The organism is Baekduia sp., assembly GCF_035318805.1.
Lineage (GTDB): Bacteria > Actinomycetota > Thermoleophilia > Solirubrobacterales > Solirubrobacteraceae > Baekduia.
Map to the genome: position 1 here is coordinate 1 of NZ_DATHDY010000010.1, position 26,110 is coordinate 26,110.

At 73.5% G+C, this 26,110-nt stretch carries 24 protein-coding genes and 2 pseudogenes; 10 read left to right on the forward strand and 16 right to left on the reverse strand.

Translation table 11 applies throughout. The annotated features are described in order from the left end of the window. A pseudogene (locus tag VK501_RS01010) lies at window positions 1–877 on the forward strand (mucin-5B); the annotation flags it as partial. Between the two features lie 379 nt (window positions 878–1,256). On the opposite strand, the gene VK501_RS01015 reads toward VK501_RS01010, so the two are convergent. Next, on the reverse strand, window positions 1,257–2,018 hold the full coding sequence (locus VK501_RS01015) for a class I SAM-dependent methyltransferase (protein ID WP_324333729.1): 762 nt from the start codon (window positions 2,016–2,018) through the stop codon (window positions 1,257–1,259). A gap of 456 nt (window positions 2,019–2,474) precedes the next feature. Between VK501_RS01015 and VK501_RS01020 the strand changes: the two genes are divergently transcribed. Next, on the forward strand, window positions 2,475–3,347 hold the full coding sequence (locus VK501_RS01020; RefSeq protein WP_324333731.1) for an exodeoxyribonuclease III: 873 nt from the start codon (window positions 2,475–2,477) through the stop codon (window positions 3,345–3,347). On the opposite strand, the gene ligD is transcribed toward VK501_RS01020, so the two are convergent. The 6 genes from ligD to VK501_RS01050 are packed head-to-tail and all read right to left on the reverse strand — an operon-like array spanning window position 3,344 to window position 9,212. Further along, window positions 3,344–4,408 (reverse strand): non-homologous end-joining DNA ligase, encoded by a 1,065-nt coding sequence (ligD, locus tag VK501_RS01025; RefSeq protein ID WP_324333733.1) that lies wholly within the window; start codon window positions 4,406–4,408, stop codon window positions 3,344–3,346. The two genes, VK501_RS01020 and ligD, sit on opposite strands and share 4 nt — an antisense overlap. Before the next feature lie 11 nt (window positions 4,409–4,419). After that, window positions 4,420–5,355 (reverse strand): haloalkane dehalogenase, encoded by a 936-nt coding sequence (locus tag VK501_RS01030; protein ID WP_349260955.1) that lies wholly within the window; start codon window positions 5,353–5,355, stop codon window positions 4,420–4,422. Between the two features lie 48 nt (window positions 5,356–5,403). Then, window positions 5,404–6,066 carry a GAP family protein gene (locus VK501_RS01035; protein WP_324333737.1) on the reverse strand — a complete coding sequence of 221 codons (663 nt, stop codon included), beginning with the start codon at window positions 6,064–6,066 and terminating at the stop codon, window positions 5,404–5,406. Next, on the reverse strand, window positions 6,047–6,679 hold the full coding sequence (locus VK501_RS01040) for a 2-hydroxychromene-2-carboxylate isomerase (RefSeq protein WP_324333739.1): 633 nt from the start codon (window positions 6,677–6,679) through the stop codon (window positions 6,047–6,049). Before VK501_RS01040 ends, VK501_RS01035 begins: the two co-directional genes overlap by 20 nt. Next, window positions 6,676–7,395, reverse strand: a complete 720-nt coding sequence (locus tag VK501_RS01045) for a hypothetical protein (protein ID WP_324333741.1) — start codon at window positions 7,393–7,395, stop codon at window positions 6,676–6,678. Before VK501_RS01045 ends, VK501_RS01040 begins: the two co-directional genes overlap by 4 nt. After that, the gene (locus VK501_RS01050) at window positions 7,392–9,212 is read right to left on the reverse strand and encodes an arylsulfotransferase family protein (protein WP_324333743.1); all 1,821 of its coding nucleotides are present in this window, start codon (window positions 9,210–9,212) and stop codon (window positions 7,392–7,394) included. Before VK501_RS01050 ends, VK501_RS01045 begins: the two co-directional genes overlap by 4 nt. A gap of 107 nt (window positions 9,213–9,319) precedes the next feature. Here VK501_RS01050 and VK501_RS01055 point away from each other — a divergent pair, with 107 nt between their 5' ends. Both VK501_RS01055 and VK501_RS01060 read left to right on the forward strand, forming a co-directional pair. Further along, the gene (locus VK501_RS01055; protein WP_324333745.1) at window positions 9,320–9,952 is read left to right on the forward strand and encodes a TetR/AcrR family transcriptional regulator; all 633 of its coding nucleotides are present in this window, start codon (window positions 9,320–9,322) and stop codon (window positions 9,950–9,952) included. Between the two features lies 1 nt (window position 9,953). Beyond that, the gene (locus VK501_RS01060; RefSeq protein ID WP_324333747.1) at window positions 9,954–11,579 is read left to right on the forward strand and encodes a sulfatase-like hydrolase/transferase; all 1,626 of its coding nucleotides are present in this window, start codon (window positions 9,954–9,956) and stop codon (window positions 11,577–11,579) included. Here VK501_RS01060 and VK501_RS01065 read toward each other — a convergent pair. Next, the gene (locus tag VK501_RS01065) at window positions 11,576–12,805 is read right to left on the reverse strand and encodes a hypothetical protein (RefSeq protein WP_324333749.1); all 1,230 of its coding nucleotides are present in this window, start codon (window positions 12,803–12,805) and stop codon (window positions 11,576–11,578) included. The genes VK501_RS01060 and VK501_RS01065 overlap by 4 nt on opposite strands. Beyond that, a complete protein-coding gene (locus tag VK501_RS01070; protein ID WP_324333751.1) occupies window positions 12,802–13,005 on the reverse strand; it encodes a hypothetical protein in 204 nt (67 codons plus the stop codon). Before VK501_RS01070 ends, VK501_RS01065 begins: the two co-directional genes overlap by 4 nt. 52 nt (window positions 13,006–13,057) lie before the next feature. Between VK501_RS01070 and VK501_RS01075 the strand changes: the two genes are divergently transcribed. From VK501_RS01075 to VK501_RS01090, 5 genes and pseudogenes are all read left to right on the forward strand, one after another. Beyond that, window positions 13,058–13,477 (forward strand): hypothetical protein, encoded by a 420-nt coding sequence (locus tag VK501_RS01075; protein ID WP_324333753.1) that lies wholly within the window; start codon window positions 13,058–13,060, stop codon window positions 13,475–13,477. 85 nt (window positions 13,478–13,562) lie between these two features. After that, a pseudogene (locus VK501_RS28870) lies at window positions 13,563–13,976 on the forward strand (ATP-binding protein); the annotation flags it as partial. 1,930 nt (window positions 13,977–15,906) lie between these two features. Then, the gene (locus VK501_RS01080; protein ID WP_324333755.1) at window positions 15,907–16,173 is read left to right on the forward strand and encodes a helix-turn-helix transcriptional regulator; all 267 of its coding nucleotides are present in this window, start codon (window positions 15,907–15,909) and stop codon (window positions 16,171–16,173) included. Between the two features lie 72 nt (window positions 16,174–16,245). Continuing rightward, window positions 16,246–17,091: a class I SAM-dependent methyltransferase gene (locus VK501_RS01085; protein ID WP_324333757.1), complete on the forward strand. Its 846-nt coding sequence runs from the start codon at window positions 16,246–16,248 to the stop codon at window positions 17,089–17,091. 69 nt (window positions 17,092–17,160) lie between these two features. Next, entirely contained in the window at window positions 17,161–18,369 is a 1,209-nt protein-coding gene (locus VK501_RS01090) for a helix-turn-helix domain-containing protein (RefSeq protein ID WP_324333759.1), read from the forward strand. A 64-nt stretch (window positions 18,370–18,433) separates the two neighbouring features. On the opposite strand, the gene VK501_RS01095 is transcribed toward VK501_RS01090, so the two are convergent. The 6 genes from VK501_RS01095 to obgE form a co-directional block, all read right to left on the reverse strand. Continuing rightward, a complete protein-coding gene (locus VK501_RS01095) occupies window positions 18,434–19,219 on the reverse strand; it encodes an SGNH/GDSL hydrolase family protein (RefSeq protein WP_324333762.1) in 786 nt (261 codons plus the stop codon). Between the two features lie 219 nt (window positions 19,220–19,438). Further along, the gene (rsfS, locus tag VK501_RS01100) at window positions 19,439–19,873 is read right to left on the reverse strand and encodes a ribosome silencing factor (RefSeq protein WP_324333764.1); all 435 of its coding nucleotides are present in this window, start codon (window positions 19,871–19,873) and stop codon (window positions 19,439–19,441) included. Then, window positions 19,870–20,490: a nicotinate-nucleotide adenylyltransferase gene (nadD, locus tag VK501_RS01105; RefSeq protein ID WP_324334112.1), complete on the reverse strand. Its 621-nt coding sequence runs from the start codon at window positions 20,488–20,490 to the stop codon at window positions 19,870–19,872. Before nadD ends, rsfS begins: the two co-directional genes overlap by 4 nt. A 40-nt stretch (window positions 20,491–20,530) precedes the next feature. Then, window positions 20,531–21,775 carry a glutamate-5-semialdehyde dehydrogenase gene (locus VK501_RS01110; RefSeq protein WP_324333766.1) on the reverse strand — a complete coding sequence of 415 codons (1,245 nt, stop codon included), beginning with the start codon at window positions 21,773–21,775 and terminating at the stop codon, window positions 20,531–20,533. A gap of 160 nt (window positions 21,776–21,935) precedes the next feature. Continuing rightward, window positions 21,936–23,036, reverse strand: a complete 1,101-nt coding sequence (gene proB, locus VK501_RS01115) for a glutamate 5-kinase (protein ID WP_324333768.1) — start codon at window positions 23,034–23,036, stop codon at window positions 21,936–21,938. 310 nt (window positions 23,037–23,346) lie between these two features. Next, window positions 23,347–24,693, reverse strand: coding sequence for a GTPase ObgE (obgE, locus tag VK501_RS01120; RefSeq protein WP_324333770.1), 1,347 nt, complete (start codon window positions 24,691–24,693; stop codon window positions 23,347–23,349). Between the two features lie 35 nt (window positions 24,694–24,728). Between obgE and VK501_RS01125 the strand changes: the two genes are divergently transcribed. Next, entirely contained in the window at window positions 24,729–25,418 is a 690-nt protein-coding gene (locus VK501_RS01125) for an SDR family oxidoreductase (RefSeq protein ID WP_324333772.1), read from the forward strand. Between the two features lie 373 nt (window positions 25,419–25,791). On the opposite strand, the gene VK501_RS01130 is transcribed toward VK501_RS01125, so the two are convergent. Next, window positions 25,792–26,088 (reverse strand): TfoX/Sxy family DNA transformation protein, encoded by a 297-nt coding sequence (locus VK501_RS01130; RefSeq protein ID WP_324333774.1) that lies wholly within the window; start codon window positions 26,086–26,088, stop codon window positions 25,792–25,794. Window positions 26,089–26,110 lie beyond the last annotated feature (22 nt).

Here is a 26,110-nt window from a genome sequence, read left to right on the forward strand (position 1 = left end):
CGGCTACGAGCTGGTGCCGGGCGAGTGCAAGTCGCAGTTCCCGCATGCCGAGGGCCTCAACACGCCGGGCTGGCTCGGCCAGATCACGACCAACCCGTGCGACTACCAGAGCGTCACGGAAGGCCGCTACGGCTACAACGCGTTCCATCTGCTCGGGATCGTCGACATCGCCCATCCGGAGCCGTCGAACCTGCATTTCTGGCACTACCGCCGCAAGATCCTGATGGACTCGTTCGCGCAGCATCCCGACCGCGTCGGCACGGGCTCGGGCGGAAAGGTGTGCGACCCGCTGACCAACACGTTCTACAACTACCGCGACAGCACCAAGAACGTGGTCGACATGTGGATCAACGGCCTGCCGAACTTCAACCCGCCAAAGGGCGGCATCACCGGCAACAGCCAGTGGTTCATGACCACCTGCTACGGCGGCGCGGCGTCCAACGCGGCCTCGCCCGCGGCGGCGGCCGAGTTCCAGCCCCAGATGATGCCCAACGAGGACTACGTCTACGCAGTCGAGCGTGACGCCACGGGCTACACCGAGGAGGTCACGGGCAACTTCGGACATGGCGTCGGCCAGCGCACGTTCCGCTTCCACCGCGACTTCATCGTCAACAACGTGCCGATCTGGCACTACAACAACACGCCGGACCAATACGACGGTCGCTACAACAAGACGCTGCATCAGACCGGCGTGGTCAAGAGCCAGGACTGGCCGGACCAGTGGCCCGCCGGCTCCGCCTACCCGGACTATCCGGTGATCGGCGATCCGTACACCGACGCCGGGGAGGGCAACGCGAAGATCGACTCGATCAAGCTGTTCACCACGTGCGAGGAGGCCACGGGGACGGGCAAGTCGGCGCAGTGCCGGCGACCCTAGCTCTGAAGCTCGGCGCTCCGGCTTCGGTCGGAGCGTCGTCAAGGCCGGTCGAAATCTGACCGCCATCAAGACCGGGTCCGGTGGCAGGCTCGTCCTGTCACCGGACCCGAGCCGTGCGTAGACGGGTGGCACGCGCGCGCGAACGCGCCCGATGCGACAGCGGCCCGCTCGCTCCACACCCCGCCCAGGCACTGCAAACCGCAGGCGCAGTCTTGTCGTATGGCTTGCAGGAGGGTGTCGGTGCGAGCCCGACTAGCTCCATCGGGTCGCTACCGCCATGGGTACCGCATGCAACGCGATCGGTCGATCTGCAGAATTCGCAGCTGGTGCCGGAGCTGCAAGTTCGCTTGACGCAGCGCGCCGCTGCCTTGGGCGGCCGCTACCCGGCTCCGCGTCTCTCGAGCACCCCGGTCGCGCTCGAGGAGCGCCCGGCAGAGGCGATGTAGCCGCCGCCGAAGTACATCTCCTCGACGTGGAGGTCGGGGACGAGGGCGCCGAGGCAACTCCATGGCTGCTGGAAGCCCTCGAAGGTGCTGACGCACTCGCGGTTGAGCCTCCACGTCGAAAGGTTGAGTGAGACCGCCCCGGACCGTCGCCAGGGGACCCACTTTGCGCCGCCCGCGACGATGCGGCCCCTCTCATGCACGTGTTGTAGGACATTGGCCAACGCGGCCGGCGAGCGCATGACGTCGTGGACGGCGCAGAACAGCGCGGCGTCGGCCGTCGCCGGGATCCGAGCCTCCTCGGCGCCGGCGCACACCAGCTCGACGTTGGTCCATCCGCACCGCTGGACGAGCGCGCGCGCTTGAGCGAGCATCTCGGGACTCTGCTCGATGCCGATCAGGCGCCCGTCCGGCCCGATCCCCTGCTGGATCTGCTCGAAGTTCCGGCCCGTGCCGCAGCCGACATCGAGGATGACCTCGCCGGGCCGCGGTGCCAGACTCGCCACCAGCTGCCGCCGCCATTGGTCTCCGCTCAGCGTGCGCAGCTCATAGCTGTCGGCCATCGCCCCGTAGTGGGCAAGCGCGCGGCCGCGGTCGGGCGCCGCCCCGCGGACGGCTTGTCGCACCGTCACGGCCGCGGCGACCAGCATCCGCGGCTTCGCGCTCGCCAGGAGGGGCAGAAGGTGGTGGATGGGCATCGGATCAGCCGCCGCCGGGGCCGAGCGGTCCGAGCGGGCCGAGCGGTCCGAGCGGGCCGAGCGGTCCGCTGGGACCGAGGGCGCCCGCCGTGCCCGAGGCATCCGCAGGGCGAGCCGCAACGGGGACGCGAACCGGCGGCGCCCCGCGCTCGCCGGTCTGCGGCTGCTGAGAGGTGGAGGTCTCGTCGACCCGGCGAGCAACCCTGCGGCCCAGGAGTGCTCCGGCGCCGAACGCCCCCGCGAGGCCGGCCGCCGCGGCGGCAAGGCGGTGTCGTCGATGCATGACCGCGCAGAGGTTGAGGGCCACGGCGGCGCCGGCGAGCTGTTCGTTCGGACAGCGTGACCTGGCACGCAGGAGGTCGTCCGTGCGACCCCGACCAGCTCTCCATCGGTCGCGTGACGCCGAGACCCACGCGAGGCGCGCCTGAACGGGGACCAGCCCTTAACCTAGGCCAGGTGCGTATCGCGACGTGGAACGTGAACTCCGCCAAGCAGCGCGTCCCGCGCCTGTTGCCGTGGCTCGACGAGCGCGCGCCCGACGTCGTCTGCCTGCAGGAGACCAAGCTCGCCGACGACGCGTTCACCGAGCTCCTTGGCATCGAGCTCGCCGAGCGTGGCTATGAGGTCGCCGTGCACGGCGAGGCCGCGTGGAACGGCGTGGCGATCCTCTCGCGCGTCGGGCTCGGCGACGTGGTCGCGGGCCTGGGCGACGGCGCGCCCGGCTTCCCGCAGCCGGAGGCACGCGCGGTGTCGGCCACGTGCGGCGGGATCCGCGTGGCGTCGGTCTACGTGCCCAACGGGCGCACCCCAGACTCCGAGCACTACCACTACAAGTTGGCCTGGCTCGCGTCCCTGCGCGACGTGGTCGCCGCGGGCGACCCGGCCACGACCGTCGTGATGGGCGACATCAACATCGCGCCCACCGACGACGACGTCTTCGACCCGGAGGCCTACGTCGGCCAGACGCACGTGACGCCGCCCGAGCGCGCCGCCCTGGCCGACCTCGAAGCCGTCGGGCTGCACGACGTCGTCCGCGACCGCTGGCCGCACGAGCGCGTGTTCTCGTACTGGGACTACCGCGCCGGCATGTTCCACCAGGACCTCGGCATGCGGATCGACCTGGTCCTCGCCGGCACGGCCGTCGCCGACCGCGTCCAGGCGGCGTGGGTCGACCGCAAGGCCCGCAAGGGCAAGGGGCCCAGCGATCACGCGCCGGTGATCGTCGACCTCGACGAGGCGCCCGACGGCGACATCGGGCCGGTCGTTCCGCCGCCCTCGGCCCCCGCGCCGCGACGCGGGACCAAGAAGCTGCCGCAGTCGCCCGCCTAGCGCGGGCGGTCGCGATCGCGCGAGGGCTGGACGCGCTTGGGCTCGCCCGGCATCTTGGGGTAGTCGGGCGGGTAGGGCATGTCGCCCTCCCCCGCGGACTCGTCGTTCTCGTACATGTCGAGCAGCGGCTGCAGCGAGTGGGCGGTGTCGTCGATCGCGGCGTGGAGGTCACCGACCTCGGCGAAGCGCGCGGGCATCGTCGCGACGGTGAAGTCCTCGGGCGCGATGCCAGGCAGCTCGTCCCACGTCACCGGCGCCGAGACCGGCGCGCCGGGCTTGGGCCGCACGCTGTAGGCCGAGGCGATCGTCCGGTCGCGCGCGTTCTGGTTGTAGTCGACGAAGATGCGCTCACCGCGCTCCTCCTTCCACCACTTCGTCGTGACCTCGCCGGGCAGCCGCCGCTCGAGCTCGCGGCCGAAGGCGATCGCCGCGTGGCGCATGTCGGTGAACGTCCAGCGCGGCTCGATGCGGACGTAGATGTGGACGCCCCGACCGCCGGAGGTCTTCGGGAAGCCGGTGTAGCCGAGGTCGGCCAGCAGCGTGCGCGCCTCGGCGGCGACGCGCACCGCGTCGGCGAAGTCGGTGCCCGGCTGCGGGTCGAGGTCGAGCCGCAGCTCGTCGGGATGGTCGACGTCCTCGCGGCGCACCGGCCACGGGTGGAACGTGATCGTGCCCATCTGCGCAGCCCAGCCGACGACGGCGATCTCGGTCGGGCAGACCTCGTCGGCGTGGCGGCCGGACGGGAACTCGATCCGCGCGGTCTCGACGTAGTCGGGCGCGCCGCGCGGGATGCGCTTCTGGAAGAACGCATCGCCGCCGCCCTGCTCGCGCGTGGACACGACGACGTCGGGATGCACGCCCTTGGGCCAACGCTCCAGCGTGGTCGGCCGCCGTACGAGCGCGCGCATGATCCCGTCGCCGACCGAGAGGTAGTACCTCACGACGTCGAGCTTGGTGACGGCGGGCGTGCGCTCGGTCGCGGGAAAGATGATCCGGTCGGCGCTCGACACCCGCACCTCGCGCTCGCCGGCTTCAACGGTCGTGGCCTCGGAGCTCGCCATGTCCGCAAGTTCTACGGCATCAGCGGTGGCGGCGGTCCCGAACCCAGCCGCCCCGCCACCCCCACGACCACCTCGGCCAGCTCCGCGCCGGCGTCCTCCTGGGAGAAGTGCGCCGCGCCGATCATCGTCGTGTGCGGCTGGTCGGCGGCGCCGGGGATGTGCGCCCGCAGCGCCGCGTCGGCGCCGCGGGTGATCGGGTCATGGTCGCCGAACGCGCAGACGAACGGCTTCTCCCAGCGCCCGAGCGCGGCCCAGGCGGCGCGGTTGTCGGGCGCCGCCGGATCGTCCGGCGACGCGGGGACGAGCGTCGGGAACTGCCGCGCCCCGGCCTTGAAGCGATCGTCGGGGAACGGCGCGTCGTAGGCGGCGATCTCGGCGTCGGTCAGCGTCCGGCCCGTCCCGGCGTTCACGATCGCGCCGACGTGGAGCTCGGGTGCCTCCTGCGAGAACCGGCGCCACTGCTCGAAGCCCTCGCCGAGCGGGCGGTCGCCGGTGGGCAGGAAGGTGTTGGAGGCGACGACCGCGGCGAACCGATCAGGGTGCTCGGCGACGAGCCGCAGGCCGAGCAGGCCGCCCCAGTCCTGGCAGAACAGGATCGCGTCGTGCAGGTCGAGCTGCCCGACGACGAGGTCGGTCAGCCACGACACGTGGCGGGCGTAGGTGTAGGCGTCGCGGTCGACCGGCTTGTCGGAGCGGCCGAAGCCGACGAGATCCGGCGCGATCGGCCGCAGGCCGGCGGCGACCAGCGGCCCGATCATGGACCGGTACAGGTAGGACCACGACGGCTCGCCGTGCAGGAGCAGGACCGGCCGCGCGTCGCGCGGCCCCTCGTCGACGTAGGCCATGCGCAAGGGCACGGTCGCCGGGCCGACCTCGGCGTAGTGGACCGGCCACGGCCAGTCCGGCAGGCCGGCGAACCGTTCGTCGGGGGTGCGCAGCGTCTCCATCACGTCCAGCCTCTCAGTGTTCATCGATCAACACAACTTGCGCCACGCTCACAGCTCGCGCGCGCCCTGCACGACCAGGACGGCCACGATCACGGCCAGCGTGGCGATCACCGCGGTCGACCCGTGCCGCTGCAGCGCGACGTGCCAGCGGCGCAGGATGGGCGCGGCGCGCTCGCCGAGCCCGACGTCCACCGCGACGGGGACGATCACGGTCGCGCTGGCCACCAGGACGAAAACGGCGACCCTGAGCACGGCGACGGGCGCCGGCGGCGCCGCGTCGGCCAGCCGCGCTCCCGCCGCGACCGCGAGCGATCCGTCCTTGGCGTTGAGGATCACCAGCGCCACGCCGAGCGCGACGGCCCGCGCCGGCCCGATGTCGGTGAGCGCCGCCATCCAGCGGGGCGGGCGGTGCGGCATCCCGCGGCGCGGGCGGCCGCGCCACTCCACGGCGATCACGACGAGCAGGATCCCGGCGAGCGCGAGCTGCGCCAGCGCCACCCCGCGGCCGTGGCCGTCGGAGCCGGAGCCGATCCCGAGGAGCGCCACCGCGCCGACGACGACCACCAGCGTCGACGCCCACCCCACGAGCAGGGCCAGCGCGTTGCGCCGACCCCGATCCGACATGAGCATCAGCACGACGGCCAGCACCGGCACGGGGCTGATCGCGATCGCCACCGCGAGCGGCAGCAGGTCACGAAGCGTGGCGCTCACCCAGCGGCGTGCCGGTCGTGGCGGTGCGCTCCAGGCCCGCGTCGCGCAGCGCGACTTCAAGGTCCTCGATGCGGTCCTGACCCCAGTACAGCTCCTGGCCGAAGGCGAAGACCGGGACGCCCCAGTGCCCGAGCCGGGCCAGCGCAGCGGTGCTGGCGTCCACCCGTCTGCCGAGCGCCGGGTCGGCCAGCGCCGCCGCGCACGCCGGCCACGACAGCCCCGCGCGCTCGCAGACGCTCCGCAGCCCGTCGTCGCGCGCGACGTCGACCGCCTCGCCCCAGATCGCGCGGCTGGCGGCGAGCACGAACGCGCGCTCACGCCCGACGTCGACGGCATGCTCGGCGACCAGCAGGCAGCGCATCGCGCCTTCGCCGATCGGGTCGTGGATCCGGCCGAACGGCAGGCCGAGGCGCGTCGCCTCACGGGCGACGTCACGGAGCGTGTGCAGCGATTTCGCCCGCGGCACGGACTGGCCACGCATCGCCATCGGGATCACCCCGCGGAACGCCACATCGACGTCGAAGCGCTCGGGCAGGGCGAACGCGCGCGGCGCGGCGAGGTAGGAGTACGGGCTGCGGAACGAGAAGAAGAAGTCCAGCCGCGCGCGCGTCATCGGGCTCTCCCCCAGCCGAGGTCGTCGAGGCGCGCGGCGATCTGGGCGGGCCGGTCGTGCGCGAACGACCACTCGCCGTGGAACCACGCCGCGGGCGTGTCGTACGGTCCGCGCCGCGCCATCCGGCGCTCGTTGCGGCGGACCGGGGCCGAGCCGCCGTCGGCGGCCACCTCCTCGCCCGGCGGCTCGGCCCCGAACGCCTCGCGCCACAGCTCGGTGTAGTCCTCGCGGTCGATCGGCGCCTCCGGCGCCAGCCAGAGGCGCGACAGCGCGGCCACGCAGAACGCGGTGAGGGCGGGCCCGTCGCCGTCCGCCGCGGCCGCCCACTTCGCCAGGAACGCGACGTCGGCCGGCGGGATCGGCGCGTCGCGCCCCAACACGCGACCGGAGCGCCGCGCGAGGCGCCGGGCGTCCTGCACCGCGTACGCACGCTTGAGCTCGACCGCCGGGTCCCCCGCGATCCCGCGCCGCAGCACCGGTCGCAGGAGGAGCCGCATGTCGGCTCCGTCCAGGCGCTCGGCGAGGTCGACGACGGCGACGGCGCTGCACGGATCGTCGAAGGCGAAGTACAGCTCGACGCGGGCGCTGCGGCCCAGCCGGCGCCGCACGCGGGCCGCCATCCGCGCAGGCGTGTCGATGCGGGCCAGCGCGACCACCGCTCGCGGCAGGACGCGGCGGCTGAGCCGGTCGGCGAGCGACCGGGCGATCGTGGTCACGAGGCCGCCACCGGCACCGAGGTCGCCAGGACGTGGCCGTCCGCGTCGAGCGCCCGGACGGCGAACGTCCCCGCCGTGCTCGCGACCGCGAACGTGGTCTCGAACCCGCCGCGCGGCCCGCCGGCCACCCGCGTGAGCCCGCCGGCGTCCGACCCGGCGAGCACCTCCCAGCGCGCGACCCGGGTGGCGCCGTTCCAGCTGACCGAGACGGTCACGTGCGACGGGTCGGCGCGGCGCACCACGACCGTCGGACGCGTCGCCGGCGTCGCGCTCCAGTCGTGGCGGACGATGCGATAGCTGCCGTCCCCGTCGGGAAGCTGGGCGTCGAACACCGTGCGCCCCGTGGCCGAGAACTCCGAGAACGAGCCCGCCGAGCCGAAGGCGACGAACACGTTCCCGCTCGGCAGCAGCTGCGTGCTCCCCTCGCTCTGCGCGCTGGTCTGCGGGGCTCGGGTGAGCTCGCGGACGACCTTCGCCGTGCGCCGGCGATGGTCGAGCTGGAGGATGAGCCCGCGCGACGCGGGCGCCTTCTGCGGCGGGCCACCCTGGTCGTCGAACAGGCTGACGCGATCGCCCGGCAGCGCCCGGGCGTCGTGCTGGAGCCAGAAGCTCGCGCGAGCGCCGAGGCGGAACGTGCTCGCCTTGCCGCCGAGCGTCCAGCGGATCCGGCCCGTCGCCCGGTCGACCTCGTAGATCGCGGAGGTGTCGCGTGCGGACACGAGCAGCCGGTCGCCGGCGAGGGGCTGGACCGAGTTGATGTGGAACGCGTCGTAGGACGCGCTGTTCTCGGGCGTGGCGTAGGAGTCGGCGAGCGGGATGTGGCCGAGGGCGTGCCACTCCCAGACGACGAGGCCCGTGCGGACGTCGATCTGCTGGATGATCGAGTCGAGGACCGGCGACAGCTTGCCGGCCGGCGTGCCGGGCAGGTGGACGAGGACCGGCGAGTAGATCGTGACCAGCGCGTCGCCGTCGTCGGTCAGCCGCAACTCGTGGAGGTCCATCGCGTACCCGTTGCCCGCTTGGATCTCGGCGATGGTGCGGTAGGAGGTGTCGGCGACGATCGCCTTGCCCAGGCCGAACGCCTGCGTGGTGACCGGACCCTGCCACCACGTCAGCACCGGCTTGCCGCGGTAGCGCTGGACGTCGAGGTTCGCGGCGACGACGGGCATCGTCAACTGCCGGAACCAGACGAGCCCGCCGTGCGCGTCGACGATCATCGGCCCGCCCGGGCCCACGGGCGCGATGGTCACGGTGTTCGTGGCGCCGGGCTGGATCACCGGCGAGGGCAGCGGCGTCAGGAACATCGACGCGCCCGAAGCGCTCGGGCCGTCGCGGTTGACCGTGATCCGCGGCGCAAGCAGGTCGGGCCGGGACGCGAAGTGCTCCAACTTGTCCGGCTGCGTGGCGGGCAGGTTGAGCACCGGCGGGATCGGACCCAGCCGCGCGACGGTGAACGACGACCGGATGAGCGGCCGGCCGCGGACGTGCACGACCACGGCGACGCGCTCGCCCTGCGCGAACCGCTCGCGCGGGACGAAGCTCGCGCCCCGGTTGCCCGAGTACGGCCGCAGCCGCCCGGCGTGCAGGCCGGTGCGCGCGCCGGCGACGCGGACGGAGACGATCCGCGCCGGCGCGACGCCGAGGACGCTGATCTGGGCGGCGGGGTTGGCGTCCGGCGTGCCGGGCGCCGGGGAGAGCGCGATCGCGCCGGAGGCCGCCGAGGCGACCGGCGCGCTGCCCAGCGTGGCCGCGGCGACCAGCAGCGCGACCGCCACGTGGCGGCCGGCGACTGAAGGCTCCGCGATCCAGAGGGGCACGAACATCTCCTGACGGGTTGACGGGCATGCGCCGCGAGCGGGGACCCGCCCGCTACTGGCGGCGATTACAACAACTATTGGAACGTGCGTCAACTAGGATCTCCTCGATGCCCGATCCCCCGCCGAACCCCGCCGGCTCGCGCAGGCGCCTGGCGCCGGACGACCGGCGCCAGGAGATCCTCGGGGCGGCCCGGCAGCTGTTCGCCCAACGGCCCTACTCGACGGTCACGACCGCCGAGATCGCCGAGGCGGCCGGGGTCGCCCGCTCGCTGGTCCACCACTACTTCGGAGGGATCCGCGGCGTCTTCCTGGCCGTCGCGGCCAGCGGCTCCGCGGCGCTGACGGCGGCCCGCACGGCCGGCCCGGAGACGCCGTTCGAAGAGCGCACCGCGCACAACGTCGCCGCCAGCCTCGACGTGATCGCCGACCACCGCGAGACGTGGCTTGCCGTCCTCGGCCAGGCGCTGGACCCGACCGACGCCGACATCCACGCGCTCGTCCTCGCCGCCAAGGAGCGCGGGATCGACGTCACGCTACGCGCCAACGGCGACATCCTGACCGACACGCCCGCCACGCGGTTCGCCCTGCGGTGCTTCACGGAGTTCACGATCGAGGCGACGCGGACGTGGCTGCTGGGCGAGCGGTCGCGCGAGGAGACGGAGGCGCTGCTGCTCACCGCCGGCCGGAACCTCCTGCTGCACGTGATCCCCGCCCTGCCCGGCAACGACCCACGGAGCTGAGATGTCCACCGCCGACCGCCCGCCGAACCTGATCCTGCTCGTCACCGATCAGCAGCGTTCACCGCAGCACTGGCCGACCGACCCGGCCTGGCTCGACGCGCTGATGCCCAACGACGCCGAGCTGCGCCGGACGGGGATGTCGTTCAACCGCGCGTTCATCCCAACGGCCATGTGCTCCCCGAGCCGGGCGAGCATCTTCACCGGCACGTACCCGTCCCGCCACGGCGTGACGCTGACCATGACGCGCGGCGACCTCTTCCCCGATCCGCGCAATGTGCCGGCCGTGCTGCGAACGGCCGCCGAGCTGGCGATCAGCGGCGAGGTCCCGCGCCGCCGCCTGGCCAGGGAGTTCGGGCGGGGTCTGCTGCGCCGCGGGCCCAGGAGCGGGAACGAGCCGGAGCTGTCGCCCGACGTCGCCACGCTGGCGACGCTGCTGCGCGAGCGGGGCTACCACGTCGCGTTGAAGGGCAAGTGGCATCTCACCAAGCCGCTGAACGGCGACACGTGGACCGCCGCCGACTCGGCGCGGATCGAGCGCGACCACGGCTTCGCCGACTGGGATCCCACCGATGCCGGCGGCGACGCGAAGGCCTCCTCGTTCGGAGGCGGCCGCGCCGGGACGAGCGGCGAAGGGTGGGACGAGGACTACACGCGCCAGATGGAGGCGTGGCTGGACCGGGCCGACCTGCCCGAGCCGTTCTGCCTGGTCTGGTGCCTGGTCAACCCGCACGACGTGCTCGGCTACCCGTCGTCGCTGGAGGCGGGCGGCTATGCGCCGGACGAGTTCGCCGACCTCCACGTGCCGCTGCCGGCCACGATCGACGAGGACCTGCGGCACAAGCCGACCGTCCAGGCGCTGACGAAGATCGGCCAGACCTCGTACCTCGGAGGCCTCCGCGGCCGCGCCGAGCAGCAGCGCTACGCCGACTTCTACGCGCATCTGCATCGCGTCGTCGACGAGAAGCTCGGCCGGCTGGTCCGGCTCCTCGGCGACCCGGACGACGAGACGTCGCTGCGCGCGCGGACCGTCATCGTCCGTACGTCCGACCACGGGGAGCTCGGGCTGTCGCACGGCGGCCTGCGCCAGAAGATGTTCAACGCCTACGAGGAGGCGATCCGCGTGCCGCTGGTGGTCTCCAGCCCCGCCCTCTTCCCCACGCCGTGCGCGAGCGACGCGCTCGTCTCCCTGGTCGACCTCGTCCCCACGCTGCTCGGCCTGAGCGGGCAGCCGGGCGACCCGGACCGGTTCGACGGCATCGACCTCGGCCCGGTGCTGCGCGGCGAGGCCGACGCGGTCCGCGAGGCGGTCCTGTTCACCTACGACGACCACCAGGCGGGCACCGCGATGCAGGACGCCCCGGGCCAGCCGAACCGCATCCGCTGCATCCGCGACCGCCGCTGGAAGTACGCCGTCTACCTCGATCCCACCGGCCGCGTGGCACCCGAGTACGAGCTGTACGACCTCGACTCCGATCCCGACGAGGCGATCAACCTGGTGGACAAGCACGACGGGCTCGGCCGCACCATGGAGACCGCGCGCGAGGTCGGGCGCCTGCACATCCTCCTCCAGCGCGCCTGCGAGGCGGCCGCGGTGCCGTTCCTGACTGAAGTGGGCGCCGCCGTCTAGGAGGCGGCTCGGACTTCGAGTCCCTCAGCCGCCCGGCGGACGCGGCCGCGGCGGAGCTTGCGGATGTTGTCGTCGAAGTCGACCAGCTCGAGGTCCACGGCATAGACGAGCAACGGCGTCGCGGCGTCGGGGAAGAGCGTTACCGGGTCGAGGTCCAAGGCGGCGCGGACGCAGGCCGCACGAACCTTCTCGTCGCCGTCGAGCCCCCAGTTCTGGGCGGTCACGCGGTAGGCCTCGGTCAGCTCGGGGGTGTTCAGCTCATCCGGCTCGGCGTCGAAGCAGTCGAACTCGGCCGGGTTCCACATCATCTCCAGGCGCTCGTCCGACCGCGGCGCGCCCCACCGCGCGAGCTCGGCCACCGTGCCGATGCCCAGCGACGGGCCCATGCTGTCGCCGTAGAGGAGCGCGAGGCAGTACGCCGGACCCTCTGGCCGCGCGCGTGCAACCCAGGCCCGGACCGCCTCCGGCAAGACCTCCTGGATCCGCTGTTCGGCGGCACGGAGCGCCTCGGCGTCGGTCCGCCGCCACACGAGCTTGGCGGGACCGCACCGCGCGCCGTCGAGGGTCCGCTCCTGGCGGTGAACCTCGACGACATCGCCGGAGTCGTCGTAGCGTGCCGTGAACCAGCCGGCGCCGCGCGTTGCGTCAAAGCGCCCCGCGACCCGCTCGAGGATCTCGCGCTGGAAGGTCGCCTGCACGGCCCGGCCATCGACGCCGAAGACGTACCTCTTGCGAACCCATGCAACGCCTTGAGACTGGTCGAGCGGCCACGTCACGAGCTCGACGAGCCTCCCTCCTTCCTCATGCCTGCGGCGCACCATTTCCAGGGTCCGCGTCTCCTCCCCTCCCGACGCGGGACGGTAGTGCCGAATGACGACATGGTCTCCATGTTCGTGGAAGGCAAAGGTCAGGAGTTGGTCCCGATCGATCACGACACCCTCGCCCCAGGCCATGTAGCGCCGTGCCACTCTCAAGCGCCCTGAGCCATCCCATCCGTAGCGAACGGCCGCCGCCGGGTCCTTCGGCGTCCAGTTCTTCCGCTGCCGTATCGGTGTCTTTCCAATGCTTTGCTCCCCGAACGGCTCAGGATCCTCCAGGCTGCTGTCCATCGGCTGCCACTCCCACCGTTCGACCGACTCGAGCGTCGAGGCGAGCAGGTCGCCGAGCCCTTCACGCATACGGTCGAAATCCGGGCGCGGAGGCGCGGACCAATCGAGTCCCGTCACGGCATCAGTCCCTGGACGATGTAGTTCTTGATGTCCTGCATCGCGCGCTTCAAGCCCTTCCCGTCGAGATCGACCCCACTCTGACTCTGACTTGTGGAAGACCCAGCGTGCGTATCGCGCCGCCCGAGCACCGCGACGGCGGTCACCATCACGACCGCACCGAGGATGCCGAGCCGCAGCGGGTGCCTGAGAGACAGCAAGCGCGCGAGCCTATCCGCGCGTCCGCCGCCCCGACCGTCTACCGTCCGTCGTGTGGACCGCGGGTCGTGTCACCGGCTCATCAGGGCGAGCGATCTCAAGCGTCAGCGGGGCTGGACGGAGACGCTGGTCGTCGCGCTGCTCGGCGCGCCGGACGCCCTGTGCCCCAACCCGCACGGCTTCCGCGCGCCGATGCGGTGGTACCGCCAGGATCGCGTCCTCGACGCCGAGGCCGGCGAGGTGTTCCGGCGCCGCGCCGACCGGCTGGCCCCGCACCAGTCGTGGCGGCGCGCGCAGCCCACGCGGACCTGGGCGCCCGACGAGGTCGACCACCTCGAGTGGCTCGACGACCCGGCGCGCATCGCGCTCTTCCACGCGCCCCGGCGCCCGCGCCTGCGCCGTCGCCGGCCCACGCCCCCGCCCCCCTCGGCCGCGCCGGCCGGTCCGCGCTTCGAAGTGCTGCGCCTGTTCTGATCTCGGCGCGGCCGGTCGGCCGGCCGCCGCCTCGGTTACGCTGGGCGCCCGACGGTTGACCGACGCGCCGAGGATCGCGAGCCCCGTGGAGCTGCTTGAGCGTGACGATGAACGGGCGGCCCTGGAGACCGCGCTCGACGAGTCGCCTGCGGCGGGTCGGGTCGTCGTCGTCTCCGGCGAGGCGGGGATCGGCAAGACGGCGCTCGTGGCCTCGGTGTGCGCCGGCCGCCGATCGCGGCGCGTGCTGTGGGGCGCCTGCGACCCGCTCGTCACGCCCCGTCCGATGGGTCCGTTCTGGGACGTGGCCAGGACCATCGGCGGCTCGCTGCTGGAGTTGATGGAGCGGGCTGCGTCGCGGGAGGAGGTCCTCGCGGCCGCGCTCGACGCGCTGGGGGCGGGCGAGTCGTCGGTCCTCGTGATCGACGATCTGCACTGGGCCGACGACGCGTCGCTCGACCTCGTGGCGCTGCTGGCGCGCCGGCTCGCGCGTTCGCGCGGATGCCTGGTGGTGACGTGCCGGACCGACGCGTTGAGCGAGCGGCCCGAGGTGCGTCGCGTGCTCGGCGCGCTGCCCGGCGACTGCGTGCGACGCATCGAGCTCGCGCCGCTGTCGGCGGACGCCGTCGCGCTGCTCGGCCGGCGCGCCGGCCGTGATGCGACCGACCTGTACGCCTTGTCGGGCGGCAACCCGTTCTTCGTCACCGAGGCGCTGGCCGCCGCGCAGCACGGCGGCGTGCCGGTGAGCGTCCGTGACGCGCTGGCCCAGCGGGTCTCCGCGCTGCGCCCGGAGGCACGGGCCGTGATCGAGCTCGCTGCCGTGGTCCCGGGCTCCACCGAGCTGTGGCTGCTCGCGGAGACCGTGGGCGCGGCGCCCGCGGCGATCGACGCCTGCGTCGACGCGGGGATCCTCGGCGTGAGGGGCCAGGCGCTGAGCTTCCGCCACGAGCTCGCACGCCGGGCGGTCGAGGACGAGATCCCGCCGATCCACCGTCGAGCGCTGGATCGCATGGTGCTGCAGGCGCTCGAGGCCAAGGACGGAGCGGATCCCGCCCGGCTGGCCCACCACGCGCGGCGCGCGGGCGACGCGGGCGCCATCCGCCGGCTCGCGCCCGCGGCCGCGCGGGCGGCGAGCGCTGCGGGCGGGCACCGCCAGGCGCTCCAGCACTGGGAGGCGGCCCTCACCGCCGTGGAGGGCGCCGACGTGCCGGGGACCGCGCAGGCACTGGAGGGCGTGTCGGTCGAGGCCTACCTGTGCGGGCTGCCCGAGCGCGCGCTGGAGGCGCGCCGGGCCCTGCTGAAGCTGCACGAGGCGGCCGGCGACGCCCGGCGCGTCGGCGACGACCTGCGGTGGCTGTCGCGCGTGCTGTGGTGGTCGGGTCACGGAGCGGAGGCCGAAGCCGTGGGCGACCGGTCGATCGCCGTGCTCGAGCGGTTCCCGCAGAGTCGCGAGCTGGCGCTGGCGCTCAGCGGGCGCGCGCAGCTGGCGATGCTCGCGGAGCGCGACGACGAGGCGATCGCTCTCGGCCAGCGAGCGATCCGGCTCGGCCGGCAGCTCGGCGACGCCGAGACCGTCGCCCACGCCCTGACGAACGTCGGCACGGCGCTGCTCGGCGCCGACGAGCACGAACGAGGGCGAGCGCTGATCGAGGAGGCCTTCGCGCGCGCCGCCGGCGCCGGGCACGACGACCACGCGGCGCGCGCCCTGGTCAACCTGGCGACCGCCACGCTGGTGCGCCGCCGCCACGACCCGCGCGTCGCCGCCGACCTCGACCGCGCGCTGCGCTTCGCCACCGAGCGCGACCTCGACGGCTACACGCAGTACCTGCTCGGGGTGCGCGCGAACCTCCGGCTCCTGCGCGGCGACTGGCCGGCGGCGGAGGCCGACGCCCGGTCCTCGCTGCATCTCGGCGAGCAGCCGGGGGTCAGCCTCTGCCCGGCCCTGGTCGCGCTGGGCCGGCTGCAGGCCCGCCGGGGCGAGCCGGCAGCGGGCGCGACCCTCGACGATGCGTGGCACCTGGCGCGCACGGCCGGCGAGCTGCAGCGGCTGGCGCCCACCGCCGCGGCACGGGCCGAGCACGCGTGGCTCGACGGCGATCCGGCCGGCGCCGCGGACGCCGCCGGTCAGGCCTACGACCTGGCGCTCGAGCGCGGGGACGGCTGGTCGCGCGGCGAGCTCGCGTTCTGGCTGTGGCGGGCCGGCACGCTCACCGAGGCTCCCGACGGCGTCGCCGAGCCCTACGCCCGCTCGATCGCGGGTGACTGCCGCGGCGCCGCGGCGGCGTGGTCGGCGCTCGGCTTCCCCTACGAGGCGGCCGACGCGCTCACCGACGGCGACGACGCGGCCCGGCTCGAGGCGCTCGCCGTCTTCGACGGCTTCGGGGCCGTCCACGCCGCTGCGCACCTGCGCCGCCGCCTGCGCAGCGTCCGGCGTGCGGCGCATCCCGCGCGGGCCGCGACCGGCCTCGCGCGGCGCGCCGGCCGGCCTGACGCCGCGACAGGCGGAGGTGCTCGACCTCGTGGCCGGCGGAGCGACGAACGCCGAGATCGCCGCCCACCTCGTCATCTCGCCCAAGACCGTCGACCATCACGTCTCCGCCGTCCTGGCCAAGCTCGGCGTGACGTCGCGGCGCGAGGCCGGCGCCGCCGCGGCGCGGCTCGGCGGCGCTCTGGACGGAGCCTCGCCGAAGCCAAGATAGGGAGGTCCTCCCGATGTCGCACTTCGGGCTGCGGCGTAGCTTCGTGGCCATCGACTTCAAAGGAGCACGACCATGACCGTAGACACGAAGCTCGCGACCGCCGACCGCGAGCTCAAGGACCGCCACCGCAAGATGTGGGCGCTGGGCGACTACGCCGGCATGGCGCGCGACTTCCTCCTGCCGCTCGGGGAGCGGCTCGTGGACGGCGCCGGGGTCGCCGCGGGCGATCGGGTCCTCGACGTCGGGGCCGGAACCGGAAACGCCGCGATCGCCGCCGCCCGGCGCGGCGCCCGGGTCGTCGCCTCCGACCTGACGCCGGAGCTGTTCGCCGACGGCCGGGCCCGTGCGGCCGAGCACGGCGTCGAGCTCGAATGGGTGCAGGCCGACGCCGAGGCGCTCCCGTTCGCCGACGGCGAGTTCGACGTCGTCATGTCGTGCATCGGCGCGATGTTCGCGCCCCACCACGACGCGACGGCGCGCGAGCTGGTCCGCGTGTGCCGCCCCGGTGGCACGATCGCGATGCTCAACTGGACCCCCGAGGGCGTCATCGGCGAGCTGTTCGGCACGATGCGCCCGTACCTGCCTGCGCCGCCGGAAGGCGCGTCGCCGCCGCCGCTGTGGGGTGGCGAGGACCACGTCCGCGCACGCTTCGGCGACGCCGTGACCGACCTCTCGATGTCGCGCGACGTGCTGCCCGTCGCCCTGTTCGACCAGCCGGTCGACTACCGCGACTACTTCAAGCAGCGCTACGGCCCGACCATCGTCGCCTACCGCAACGTGGCCGGCGAGCCGGAGCGTGCCGACCAGCTCGACGCGGACCTCACGGCGCTGTTCGAGCGCGCGAACCTCGCCGCCGACGGCGAGCCGGCGCGCTACGTGTTCGAGTACCTGGTGCTGGCCGGGCGCCGCGCCGGCTGACGGCCCTCGACAGCCCGCCCTGCCAGCTGTCAGGTTGCTTTCCGGAGCGCTGCTGGGCGAGAGTGGCCCATGGCCCTCGACGTGCGGTTCAGCCCGCGGCCCTGGCAGGCCGTGCCGACGGAGCTCGGCGCGCTGCTCGTCGAGGCGATCCCGTCGATCGCCGACGAGCTCGTGGAGGTGCTCGGCCCCGCGATCCCGGCCTACCGGACGCTCGAAGGGCCGTTCGGACGCGACGTCACGCAGGCCGTCGCCGACGCGCTGCACGACTTCGCGGGCGTCATCGAGCATCGCCCGCCCACCCTCGGCGCCGGCCGGGCGCTGTACGTCGCGCTCGGCGAGCGCTGGTGGCGCTCCGGGCACAGCCTCGACGAGCTGCAGGCCGGCTACCACCTCGGCGCGCGCGTCGTCTGGCGGCGCATGGCCGCCGTCGCGACCGAGGCGGGCGCCGAAGCCGCCACCATGGCCGTGCTCGCCGACGCGCTCTTCGCGTATCTCGACGAGATCGCGGCCGTCACGGTCGAGGGCTTCGTCGCCGCCCAGGCGGCCGCGGCCGGCGAGGTCGAGCGGCGCCGCCAGCACCTCGTCGCGACGCTGATCGCCGATCCCGCGGCCGACCGCGCCACGCTGGAGCGCGCCGCGCTCGACGCCGCGTGGACGCTGCCGCGCACGCTCGCCGTCGTCGCGATCGCCGCCGACCACGGCGGTCTGCGCGACCGGCGGCTGCCCGCCGGCGTCCTCGCCGGCGTCACCGGTGGCGCCGGCTGCCTCGTGCTCCCCGACCCCGACGGGCCGGGCCGCCTCCGTCAGCTCGCACTCGCGCTGCACGGCCTGCCGGCAGCGCTCGGCCCGACCGTCGAGGTCGACCACGGCGCACGCAGCTGGGCGCGCGCCGTGGCCCTCTGGCGGCTGGTCGCCACGGGGCGGATCGCGCCCGCGAGCGACGGTCTCGGGGGCGACCTGCACGCCGCCGAGGACCATCTGCTCGAGCTGCTGCTGGCCGAGGAGCCGACGCTGGTCGACGACCTCGCCCGCCTGCGCCTGGCGCCGATCGGCGGCCTTCCGCCCCGGTCGCAGGAGCGGCTGGAGGCGACGCTGCTCTCCTATTTGCGCCAGCGCGGCAACGGCCCCCGCATGGCCGCCGACCTGCACGTGCACCCGCAGACCGTCCGGTACCGGATCGCCCGCCTGCGCGAGCACTTCGGAGCCACCCTCGACGATCCCGAGGCCCGCTTCGAGCTGGAGGTCGTGCTGCGCGCCCGCAGCGCAGCACGACCGTGAAGCCAGCCTTGGCGAGCATCGCCCCCCGGGGCGATTGCTCGCTAGCTGATCGCCCTCTGGGCGATCAGCCGATGACGGACCGCACGAGCGGCTCGTAGCCCGACTTGTGCCCGGTGCGGTTGGGGTGGTAGCTGTCGCTGACCGGGTTGGAGAGGCCGTTGATCCACTCCGTGCTCGAGCACACCGCGTGCCCGGTGAACGGGGGGATCGCGTCCCTGAACGTGAACCCGTACGCCGCCGCCCGCGCCGAGATGACGTTGCGCATCATGTCGGCCGTCGCGTTCAGCTTGGTCATCTCGTCCGTGCTGAAGAACGTCCCGGCGTTGCAGTCGACGCCCATGAACAGGCGCGGGTAGCCGAGCACCACGACCCGGGCGTTGGGCGCCCGCGACTGGATCTGCGAGTACACGCCGTTGAGCGCGCCGGGCAGCGTGTTGTTGATGTAGTTCTGCGCCGTCGTGATGTTGCTGTTGCAGCTCACCAGCGGGTAGGCGCACTGCGTGATGACGCTGGAGAACCCGGCGTCGTTGCCGCCGATCGTGATCGTCACCACGTTGGTGGTCGTGCTCAGCGACTGCACCTGGTTGGCGAGCACGTCACCGGTCCTGGCTCCCGAGCACGCCACGAACGTCAGGTTCGTGCCGGGTCGGTCTGCCTTGATCAGCGCCGGGTAGGCGTAGGGCCCGCGCTGGCACCCCGAGCTCAGCGAGTAGTCGCGCGTACCCGTGCCCGACGAGTAGCTGTCGCCGAGGGCGACGTAGTTGTCGGCGTATGCCGCCGCGGTGACCCCACCGCTCAGCGCACACGCAACGGTGACGACTCCGATGAGCCGTCGCGTGATGGACTGCACCTCTCCTCCTCCTGTCGACCGCACTGGACACGGTCGAACCTACGCCCGCTCGGTCACCCCGAACTTGGCGCGGGAGAGGGGAACCCGGCGCATGAACTTGTCGCCGGGACCACAACGAGGTACTAGGAGACTGTGTCGCTATCGCGACTGGGGACCCACCTCCGGCGGCGACGGCTGGCCGTCGCGGGCATCGGCCCCGCTGGCCGCCTACGGCACCCCCTAGGAGCGCTGAGGGACCTCTTCGATCTCCACGTCCAGGCGCGGGACGTCGCCCCAGAGCTGCTCGAGCCGGTAGAACTCGCGCACCTCGGGGACGAACACGTGGACGACGATGTCGAAGTAGTCCATGAGGATCCAGCGCGACTCGCCGACGCCCTCGACGCGGCGCGGCAGCATGCCATGGTCCTTCTTGAGGCCCTCGTGGACGGCGTCGTGGATCGCCTTGGTCTGGCGATCGGTGTTGCCGGAGCACACGACGAAGAAGTCCGTGTAGCTCGACACGCCGCGCAGGTCGAGCACGGACAGGTCGATCGCCTTCTTGTCGGCGGCGTACGACGCCGCGAGCTGCGCGAGGCGCTCGGGGCTGATCTCGGGAGTCTGGTGATCCTGCGGGATGGTCTGGGTGGGCAAGCCGACGTTTCCTTCCGTGGTCATGCTGAGGATGTTGGGGCACCGACCGGGCTGCGGTACAGCCCGTGCTGCGCGATGTACTCGGCGACCGGATCGGGCACCAGGTACCGGATGGGGCGGCCCGTGGCGACCCGCCGCCGGACCAGCGAGGACGACACGTCCATGCGAGGCAGATCGAAGAAGTCGACCCGATCCGCAGCGCTCGGGATCGTCGCCAGGCGCTCCAGGATATCGGCCTGACGAGCGCCCTCGCGCTCGGCGACCGCGAGACGCGCCAGACCCACGACCTCCGCGGGCTCGCGCCACGTCGGAAGGCTGAAGGCCATGTCGCCTCCGACGATGAAGCTCAGCTCGTCCCCCGGGAACGTCGCATGAAGTGCCCTCAGGGTATCCACGGTGTAGGACGCACCGCCCCGCCGGACCTCGAGGTCGGACACCTCGAAGCGGTCGTCGTGGCTCGCGGCGAGGCGGCAGAGCTCGAGGCGCACGTGCGCGCCGGGGTCTCCTTCGGCGTCCTTGTGGGGCGGCAGGGCCACCGGGATGATCAGCACGCGATCGAGCCCGAGCTGGTCGTAGGCCTCCTGCGCGCTCAGCAGGTGCGCGACGTGCGGCGGGTTGAACGTGCCGCCCAGGACGCCGATCCGACGGCGCGGAGTCTGCCCCCCGGCGCCGCTGCGGCCGTCAGGAACGGACGTGCCCGTCTCCCCGCACGACGTACTTGAACGAGCACAGCTCGCGCAGGCCGATCGGGCCGCGCGCGTGGAGCTTCTGCGTCGAGTTGCCGATCTCGGCGCCGAAGCCGAACTCGCCGCCGTCGGTGAAGCGGGTCGACGCGTTGACGTAGACGCACGCGGCGTCCACCCCCAGCTCGAAGGCCCTCGCGGCGGGGTAGGAGCCGGTGACGATCGCCTCCGAGTGACCCGAGCCGTGCCGGTTGACGTGGTCGACGGCCTCCTCGACGGTGTCCACGACGCCGACGGCCAGCACGAGCGCCAGGAACTCGGTGTCCCAGTCCTCGTCGGCGGCTTCGAGCACCGCGCCGTCCAGCGCGCGGACGCGCTCGTCGCCGCGCAGCTCGACGCCGGCCTCGCGCAGCGCCGCCAGCGCGCCGGGCAGGAACGCGCCCGCCACGTCGCGGTGCACGAGCAGCGTCTCGGCGGCGTTGCACACGCCGGGGCGCTGGGTCTTGGCGTTGAGGATGATGTCGCGCGCGACGTCGAGGTCGGCGGCCGCATCCACGTAGACGTGGCAGTTGCCTGACGCGGCGAAGATCATGGGGACGGTCGCGACCGCCGTCAGCGCCTTCTTCAGCCCCTCGCCGCCGCGCGGGATGATGAGGTCGATGAGGTCGTCCTGGGTGGCGAGCTCGGCGAGCTCCTCGCGCCCGCCGCCGGCGACCAGGCCGATCGCGCCCTCGGGGGCCTGCGCCGCGGCGATCGCGGCGAGCACCGCGTTGGAGTGCGCGGCGCTCGACGACCCGCGCAGCACGATCGCGTTGCCGGACTTGAGGCAGAGCGCGGCGGCGTCGATCGTGACGTTCGGCCGCGCCTCGTAGACGACCGCGACCACGCCGAGCGGCGTGCGGGTCTTGGCGACGTCGAGTCCGTTGGGCAGCCGGAAGCCGTCGAGCACCTCGCCGACGGGGTCGGGCAGCGCCGCGATGTCGCGGACCTGCGCGGCGATCGCGGCGATCCGCGCCTCGTCGAGCAGCAGGCGATCCAGGAGGGCGGCGGACAGCCCGGCCTCGCGCCCGGCGTCGAGGTCACGCGCGTTGGCCTCGAGGATCTCAGGCGTGCGCGCGACCAGCGCGTCGGCGATCCGGTGCAGCGCGGCGTCCTTCTCGGCCGTCGGCAGCGTGGCCAGGCGCCGAGAGGCGGCCTTGGCGGCACGACAGACGTCGGTGACGGAGGCGACTGATACGGCCATGGCGGAAGGGTACCGGCGTCACACGGCGCGTCGAGGGACGACTGAATCTCGCTGTACGAGATTCATTCGTCCCTCGACGCCGCGCGGGGCGCCGCGCGGGGCGCTGCGCGGGCGCTGCGCGGGCGCTGCGCGGGGCGCTGCGCGGGATGCCCAGGGCGGGTCAGGCCAGCACGAAGTAGTCCCGGTGGACGGCCTCCTCGGCCGCGCGCGGGAGGATCTCGCGGACCTGCGCGGACTGCAGGCCCATCACCCGGCGCAGCTCGGCGGCGCTGAGCGTGACGATGCCCTTGCCCAGCAGCACGCCGCCGGCCTCGGTGACGTCGACCGCGTCGCCCGCGGAGAACCCGCCGCCCACGCCGACGACGCCGACCGGCAGCAGCGACGTGCCGCCCTCGCGCAGCGCGCGGGCCGCGCCCGCGTCGACCGTCACGGTCCCGTGCACCGGCTTGGCGTAGCGCAGCCACAGCTTGAACGAGGAGTAGCCGAGCGCCCGCGCCGGGAAGTGCGTGCCGTCGTCGGTCGCGCCCTCCAGGACGCGTCCGAGCGCGCCGGGGCGCAGGCCGTTGACGATGGCCGCCGGAATGCCGGCGGCGGTCGACATCTCGGCCGCCACGACCTTGGACCGCATGCCGCCCGAGCCGAGCACGGAGGTCGAGCTGCCGATCGCCGCCTGGGTCTCCAGCGTCTCGAAGTCGGTGATCTCGCGCACGATGGCGGCGGCCGGATCGGTCCGGGGGTCGGCGGTGTACACGCCGTCGACGCCCGTGAGCAGCACGAGCCGGTCGGCCTCGACGAGGATCGCGACCTGCGCCGCGAGGAAGTCGTTGTCGCCGAAGGAGATCTCGTCGGTGGCGGTGGTGTCGTTCTCGTTGATGACCGGCACCACGCCCCAGTCCAGCAGCCGGCGCAGCGTCTGGCGGGCGTTGAGGTAGTGCGAGCGGTGGCTGAGGTCGAAGAACGTCAGCAGCACCTGCGCGGCGGTCACCTCGCGCGCGGCCAGCAGCTCGTCGTAGCACCGGAACAGCCGCCCCTGCCCCACCGCGCTGGCGGCCTGCAGGTCCTCGATCGCGCTCGGCCGCCCGGCGATCCCCATGGTCTCCAGCCCGCGAGCGATCGCGCCCGAGCTGACGATCACCACGTCGTCGCCGGCGCGGCGGCGCACGGCGACCTCGTCGGCGACCGCGGCGAGCGCGTCGGCGCGCAGCGTGCCGTCGTCGCGGGCGACGATCCCGGAACCGAGCTTGATGACGTGGCGGGCCATGCGGCCCGGAAGCCTACGGCGTCGCGACCCCAAGGAGACTGTGTCGCTATCGCGACTGGGGACCCACCTCCGGCGGCGGCGGCTGGCCATCGTGGGCCTCGGCCTCGCTGGCCGCCTACGGCACCCCGAGCAGCGTGGGTCCCTAACCCGCCGCGGGTTTCGCCCCCTGGGCGAAGACCCGCAAGGGAACCTGGCCCTCTGGGCCAGTGTTCCCCTAGGAGACTGTGTCGCTATCGCGACTGGGGACCCACCTCCGGCGGCGACGGCTGGCCATCGTGGGCCTCGGCCTCGCTGGCCGCCTACGGCACCCCTAGCCCGGGTCGAGCTCGAAGACCACGCCGCCGATCTCGACATCGTCGCCGGCCTCGAAGCCCTTGGCCTCCAGCGCGCGGATGACCCCGAGCCGGTGCAGGCGGCTCTCGACGTGGGCCAGCGCCTCCTCGTTCTCGAGGTCGTGGCGGGCCACGAGCCGGTCGATGACCTCGCCCGTGACGCGCCAGGCGCCCTCGTCGAGCTGCTCGACGGCGAACGAGCCGCGGACGGCCGGCTTGAAGACGCGGTGGTCGGCGAGCGACTCGACGTCGCGGATGCCGCGCGTGGAGGGCTCGTCGAGCGCGACCGGCTCGAGCACCGGCACGCGGCGCAGCAGCTCGGCGCGCAGCTCGTCGAGCCCCAGTCCCGTCGCCGAGGAGGTGATCAGGACCGGCGTCGGCTCGACCGGCTCCTCCCACTCCTCGTGGGCGGGGACCTCGGCGGCGAACCGCTCGCGCCAGATCCCGGCGACCATCTCGGCCTCCTCCGGGGAGACCAGGTCGGCCTTCGAGAGCGCGAGGATCCGCGGCAGCCTGGCCAGCCGCGGGTCGTAGGTCGCGAGCTCGTGCTCGATCGTGGCGTAGTTCTCCTCGGGCGAGCTGCCGTCCAGCGGCTCGAGGTCGAGCACGTGGACGAGGAGCCGGGTGCGCTCGACGTGCGCGAGGAAGTCGTGGCCCAGGCCCGCGCCGTCCGCGGCGCCCTCGATCAGCCCGGGGATGTCGGCCATCACGAGCTGGCGATCGTCGCCGTCGAGCGTGCCGAGCACCGGCTCGAGCGTCGTGAAGGGGTAGTTGGCGACCTTCGGCGCCGCCCGCGTCATGCGGGCGAGCATCGACGACTTGCCGGCGTTGGGCACGCCGACGAGCCCGACGTCGGCCAGCAGCTTGAGGCGCAGGTCCAGCCAGCCCTCCTGGCCGTCGAGCCCGCGCTCGGCGAAGCGCGGCGCCTGGCGCGTGGAGCCGGCGAACTTCTTGTTGCCCTTGCCGCCGGAGCCGCCGGTGGCGACGGTGACGCGCGTGCCGGGGACGACGAGGTCGTGGACCGTGCCGTCCTCGGCGGTGACCTCGGTGCCGGGCGGGACGTGGACGACGAGATCCTCTCCGTCGGCGCCGTGGCGCTGGTTGCCCTCGCCGTGGCGGCCGCGGCCGGCCTGGTAGTGGGCCTTGCGCTTGAAGGACTGCAGGTCGCGGTAGGAGTCGTCGCAGACCAGCACGACGCTGCCGCCGTAGCCGCCGTCCCCACCGTCCGGTCCGCCCTTGGGAACGTGGGCCTCGCGACGGAAGCTCATGCATCCGTTGCCGCCCGCGCCCGCCTGGACGAAGATGCGTGCCTTGTCGTACAGCATGTCTGCCCCTCAAGGTAGCTGGGAACCAACAGAGCATGGCCGACGACCCAGTCTTCCTCGTCACGGGCGCAAGCAGCGGCATCGGCGCCGCGACCGCCCGGCATGCAGCGCAGGCGGGCTACCGCCTGGTGCTCGGCGCGCGCAGCGCCGACAAGCTCGAGGCGCTCGCGCAGGAGCTCGGCGGTCCCGATCGCGCCATCGCCGTACCGACCGACGTCACGCGATGGGAGGACAACGAGGCCATCGTCGCCGCGGCGACCAGCGCGTTCGGGCGCCTCGACGTCGCCTTCGCCAACGCCGGCTTCGGCGCCACGCGCGGATGGCTGAACGAGACGCCCGAGCACTGGCGCAACATGGTGCTGACCAACGTGCTCGGCGCCGCCTACACGATCCGCGCGGCGATCCCGGCGCTGACCGAGACCAAGGGCCACATCCTGGTCACCGGCTCGGTCGCGGGCCGCCGCGCGCTGCCCGGCTCGCTGTACTCGGCGACGAAGTGGGCGGTCACCGCGATGGGCGAGTCCGTGCGCGCCGACGTCAACGACACCGGCATCCGCACGACCGTGATCGAGCCAGGGGTGGTCGACACGCCGTTCTTCGACAACCCCGGGGAGGGGCGCCTGGAGCCCGACGACGTCGCCCGTGCCGTCATGTACGCGATCTCGCAGCCGCCGCACGTCGACGTCAACGAGATCCTCATCCGCCCGACGGCGCAGCCGGGGTAGGGACGGAGGTGGTGCGGGCTCCGTTCCGACGTTCCCGGTGCGGCCGGCGCGGTCTGGAATCACCGACGAAGGAGCTCTGCGGTGGACCGACGCCATCTGCCTGCCGCGGGCGAGGGCGCGGGACCGGCAGGCGCTCTTGCGGGCGCCGTGCGACGGATGGCACTTTGTCCTCCATATTGGAGGTCAGAGTGCCATCCGTCGGACGCTGGCGTCGTGGCGGACGTGGTGCGGGACCGTGCCGCCCCCGGGGCACCGCGGACGACCGCGGGCGCTCGCGCCGCACCAGGCGCGCGTTCTCGTCGGTGATCCCCGGACCACGCCGGCGCACCGGCCGCGTCCTGAGCGGCGCGCGACCCGGCCGGCGCCGCCGACCCTACGCGCCGCCGACCGCCTCCGCGCCGCCGGCCCGCACCGCCAGCGCCGCCCGCGCGGCCTCGGCCACCGCGTCGCGGTCGGCCGGCGAGATCTCCATCCAGTTGACGCCGCGCACGGCGCCCTCCAGGGCCAGGAGGGAGCACAGGCAGTCGCGGGTGCCGGCGCCGTTCAGGCGGACCCAGGCGTCGAGGGCGCCGGCGGAGCGCAGGGCCTCCACGTCCTCGATCCCGATGCCGCGCAGGTCGTGCGCGAGCGCCGGGCCGATGTTGACCGTGTCCTCCAGCCGTCCGGGCATGAGCGCAAGCCTAGTCGTAGAA

Excerpts from the sequence above, each read along its gene's own strand:
- VK501_RS01015 (WP_324333729.1), bottom strand. The coding sequence starts at position 2,018 with ATGCCCATCCACCACCTTCTGCCCCTCCTGGCGAGCGCGAAGCCGCGG.
- ligD (WP_324333733.1), bottom strand. The coding sequence starts at position 4,408 with ATGGCGAGCTCCGAGGCCACGACCGTTGAAGCCGGCGAGCGCGAGGTG.
- VK501_RS01030 (WP_349260955.1), bottom strand. The coding sequence starts at position 5,355 with ATGGAGACGCTGCGCACCCCCGACGAACGGTTCGCCGGCCTGCCGGAC.
- VK501_RS01040 (WP_324333739.1), bottom strand. The coding sequence starts at position 6,679 with ATGACGCGCGCGCGGCTGGACTTCTTCTTCTCGTTCCGCAGCCCGTAC.
- VK501_RS01055 (WP_324333745.1), top strand. The coding sequence starts at position 9,320 with ATGCCCGATCCCCCGCCGAACCCCGCCGGCTCGCGCAGGCGCCTGGCG.
- VK501_RS01060 (WP_324333747.1), top strand. The coding sequence starts at position 9,954 with ATGTCCACCGCCGACCGCCCGCCGAACCTGATCCTGCTCGTCACCGAT.
- VK501_RS01085 (WP_324333757.1), top strand. The coding sequence starts at position 16,246 with ATGACCGTAGACACGAAGCTCGCGACCGCCGACCGCGAGCTCAAGGAC.
- VK501_RS01090 (WP_324333759.1), top strand. The coding sequence starts at position 17,161 with ATGGCCCTCGACGTGCGGTTCAGCCCGCGGCCCTGGCAGGCCGTGCCG.
- rsfS (WP_324333764.1), bottom strand. The coding sequence starts at position 19,873 with ATGACCACGGAAGGAAACGTCGGCTTGCCCACCCAGACCATCCCGCAG.
- VK501_RS01110 (WP_324333766.1), bottom strand. The coding sequence starts at position 21,775 with ATGGCCGTATCAGTCGCCTCCGTCACCGACGTCTGTCGTGCCGCCAAG.
- proB (WP_324333768.1), bottom strand. The coding sequence starts at position 23,036 with ATGGCCCGCCACGTCATCAAGCTCGGTTCCGGGATCGTCGCCCGCGAC.
- obgE (WP_324333770.1), bottom strand. The coding sequence starts at position 24,693 with ATGCTGTACGACAAGGCACGCATCTTCGTCCAGGCGGGCGCGGGCGGC.
- VK501_RS01125 (WP_324333772.1), top strand. The coding sequence starts at position 24,729 with ATGGCCGACGACCCAGTCTTCCTCGTCACGGGCGCAAGCAGCGGCATC.
- VK501_RS01130 (WP_324333774.1), bottom strand. The coding sequence starts at position 26,088 with ATGCCCGGACGGCTGGAGGACACGGTCAACATCGGCCCGGCGCTCGCG.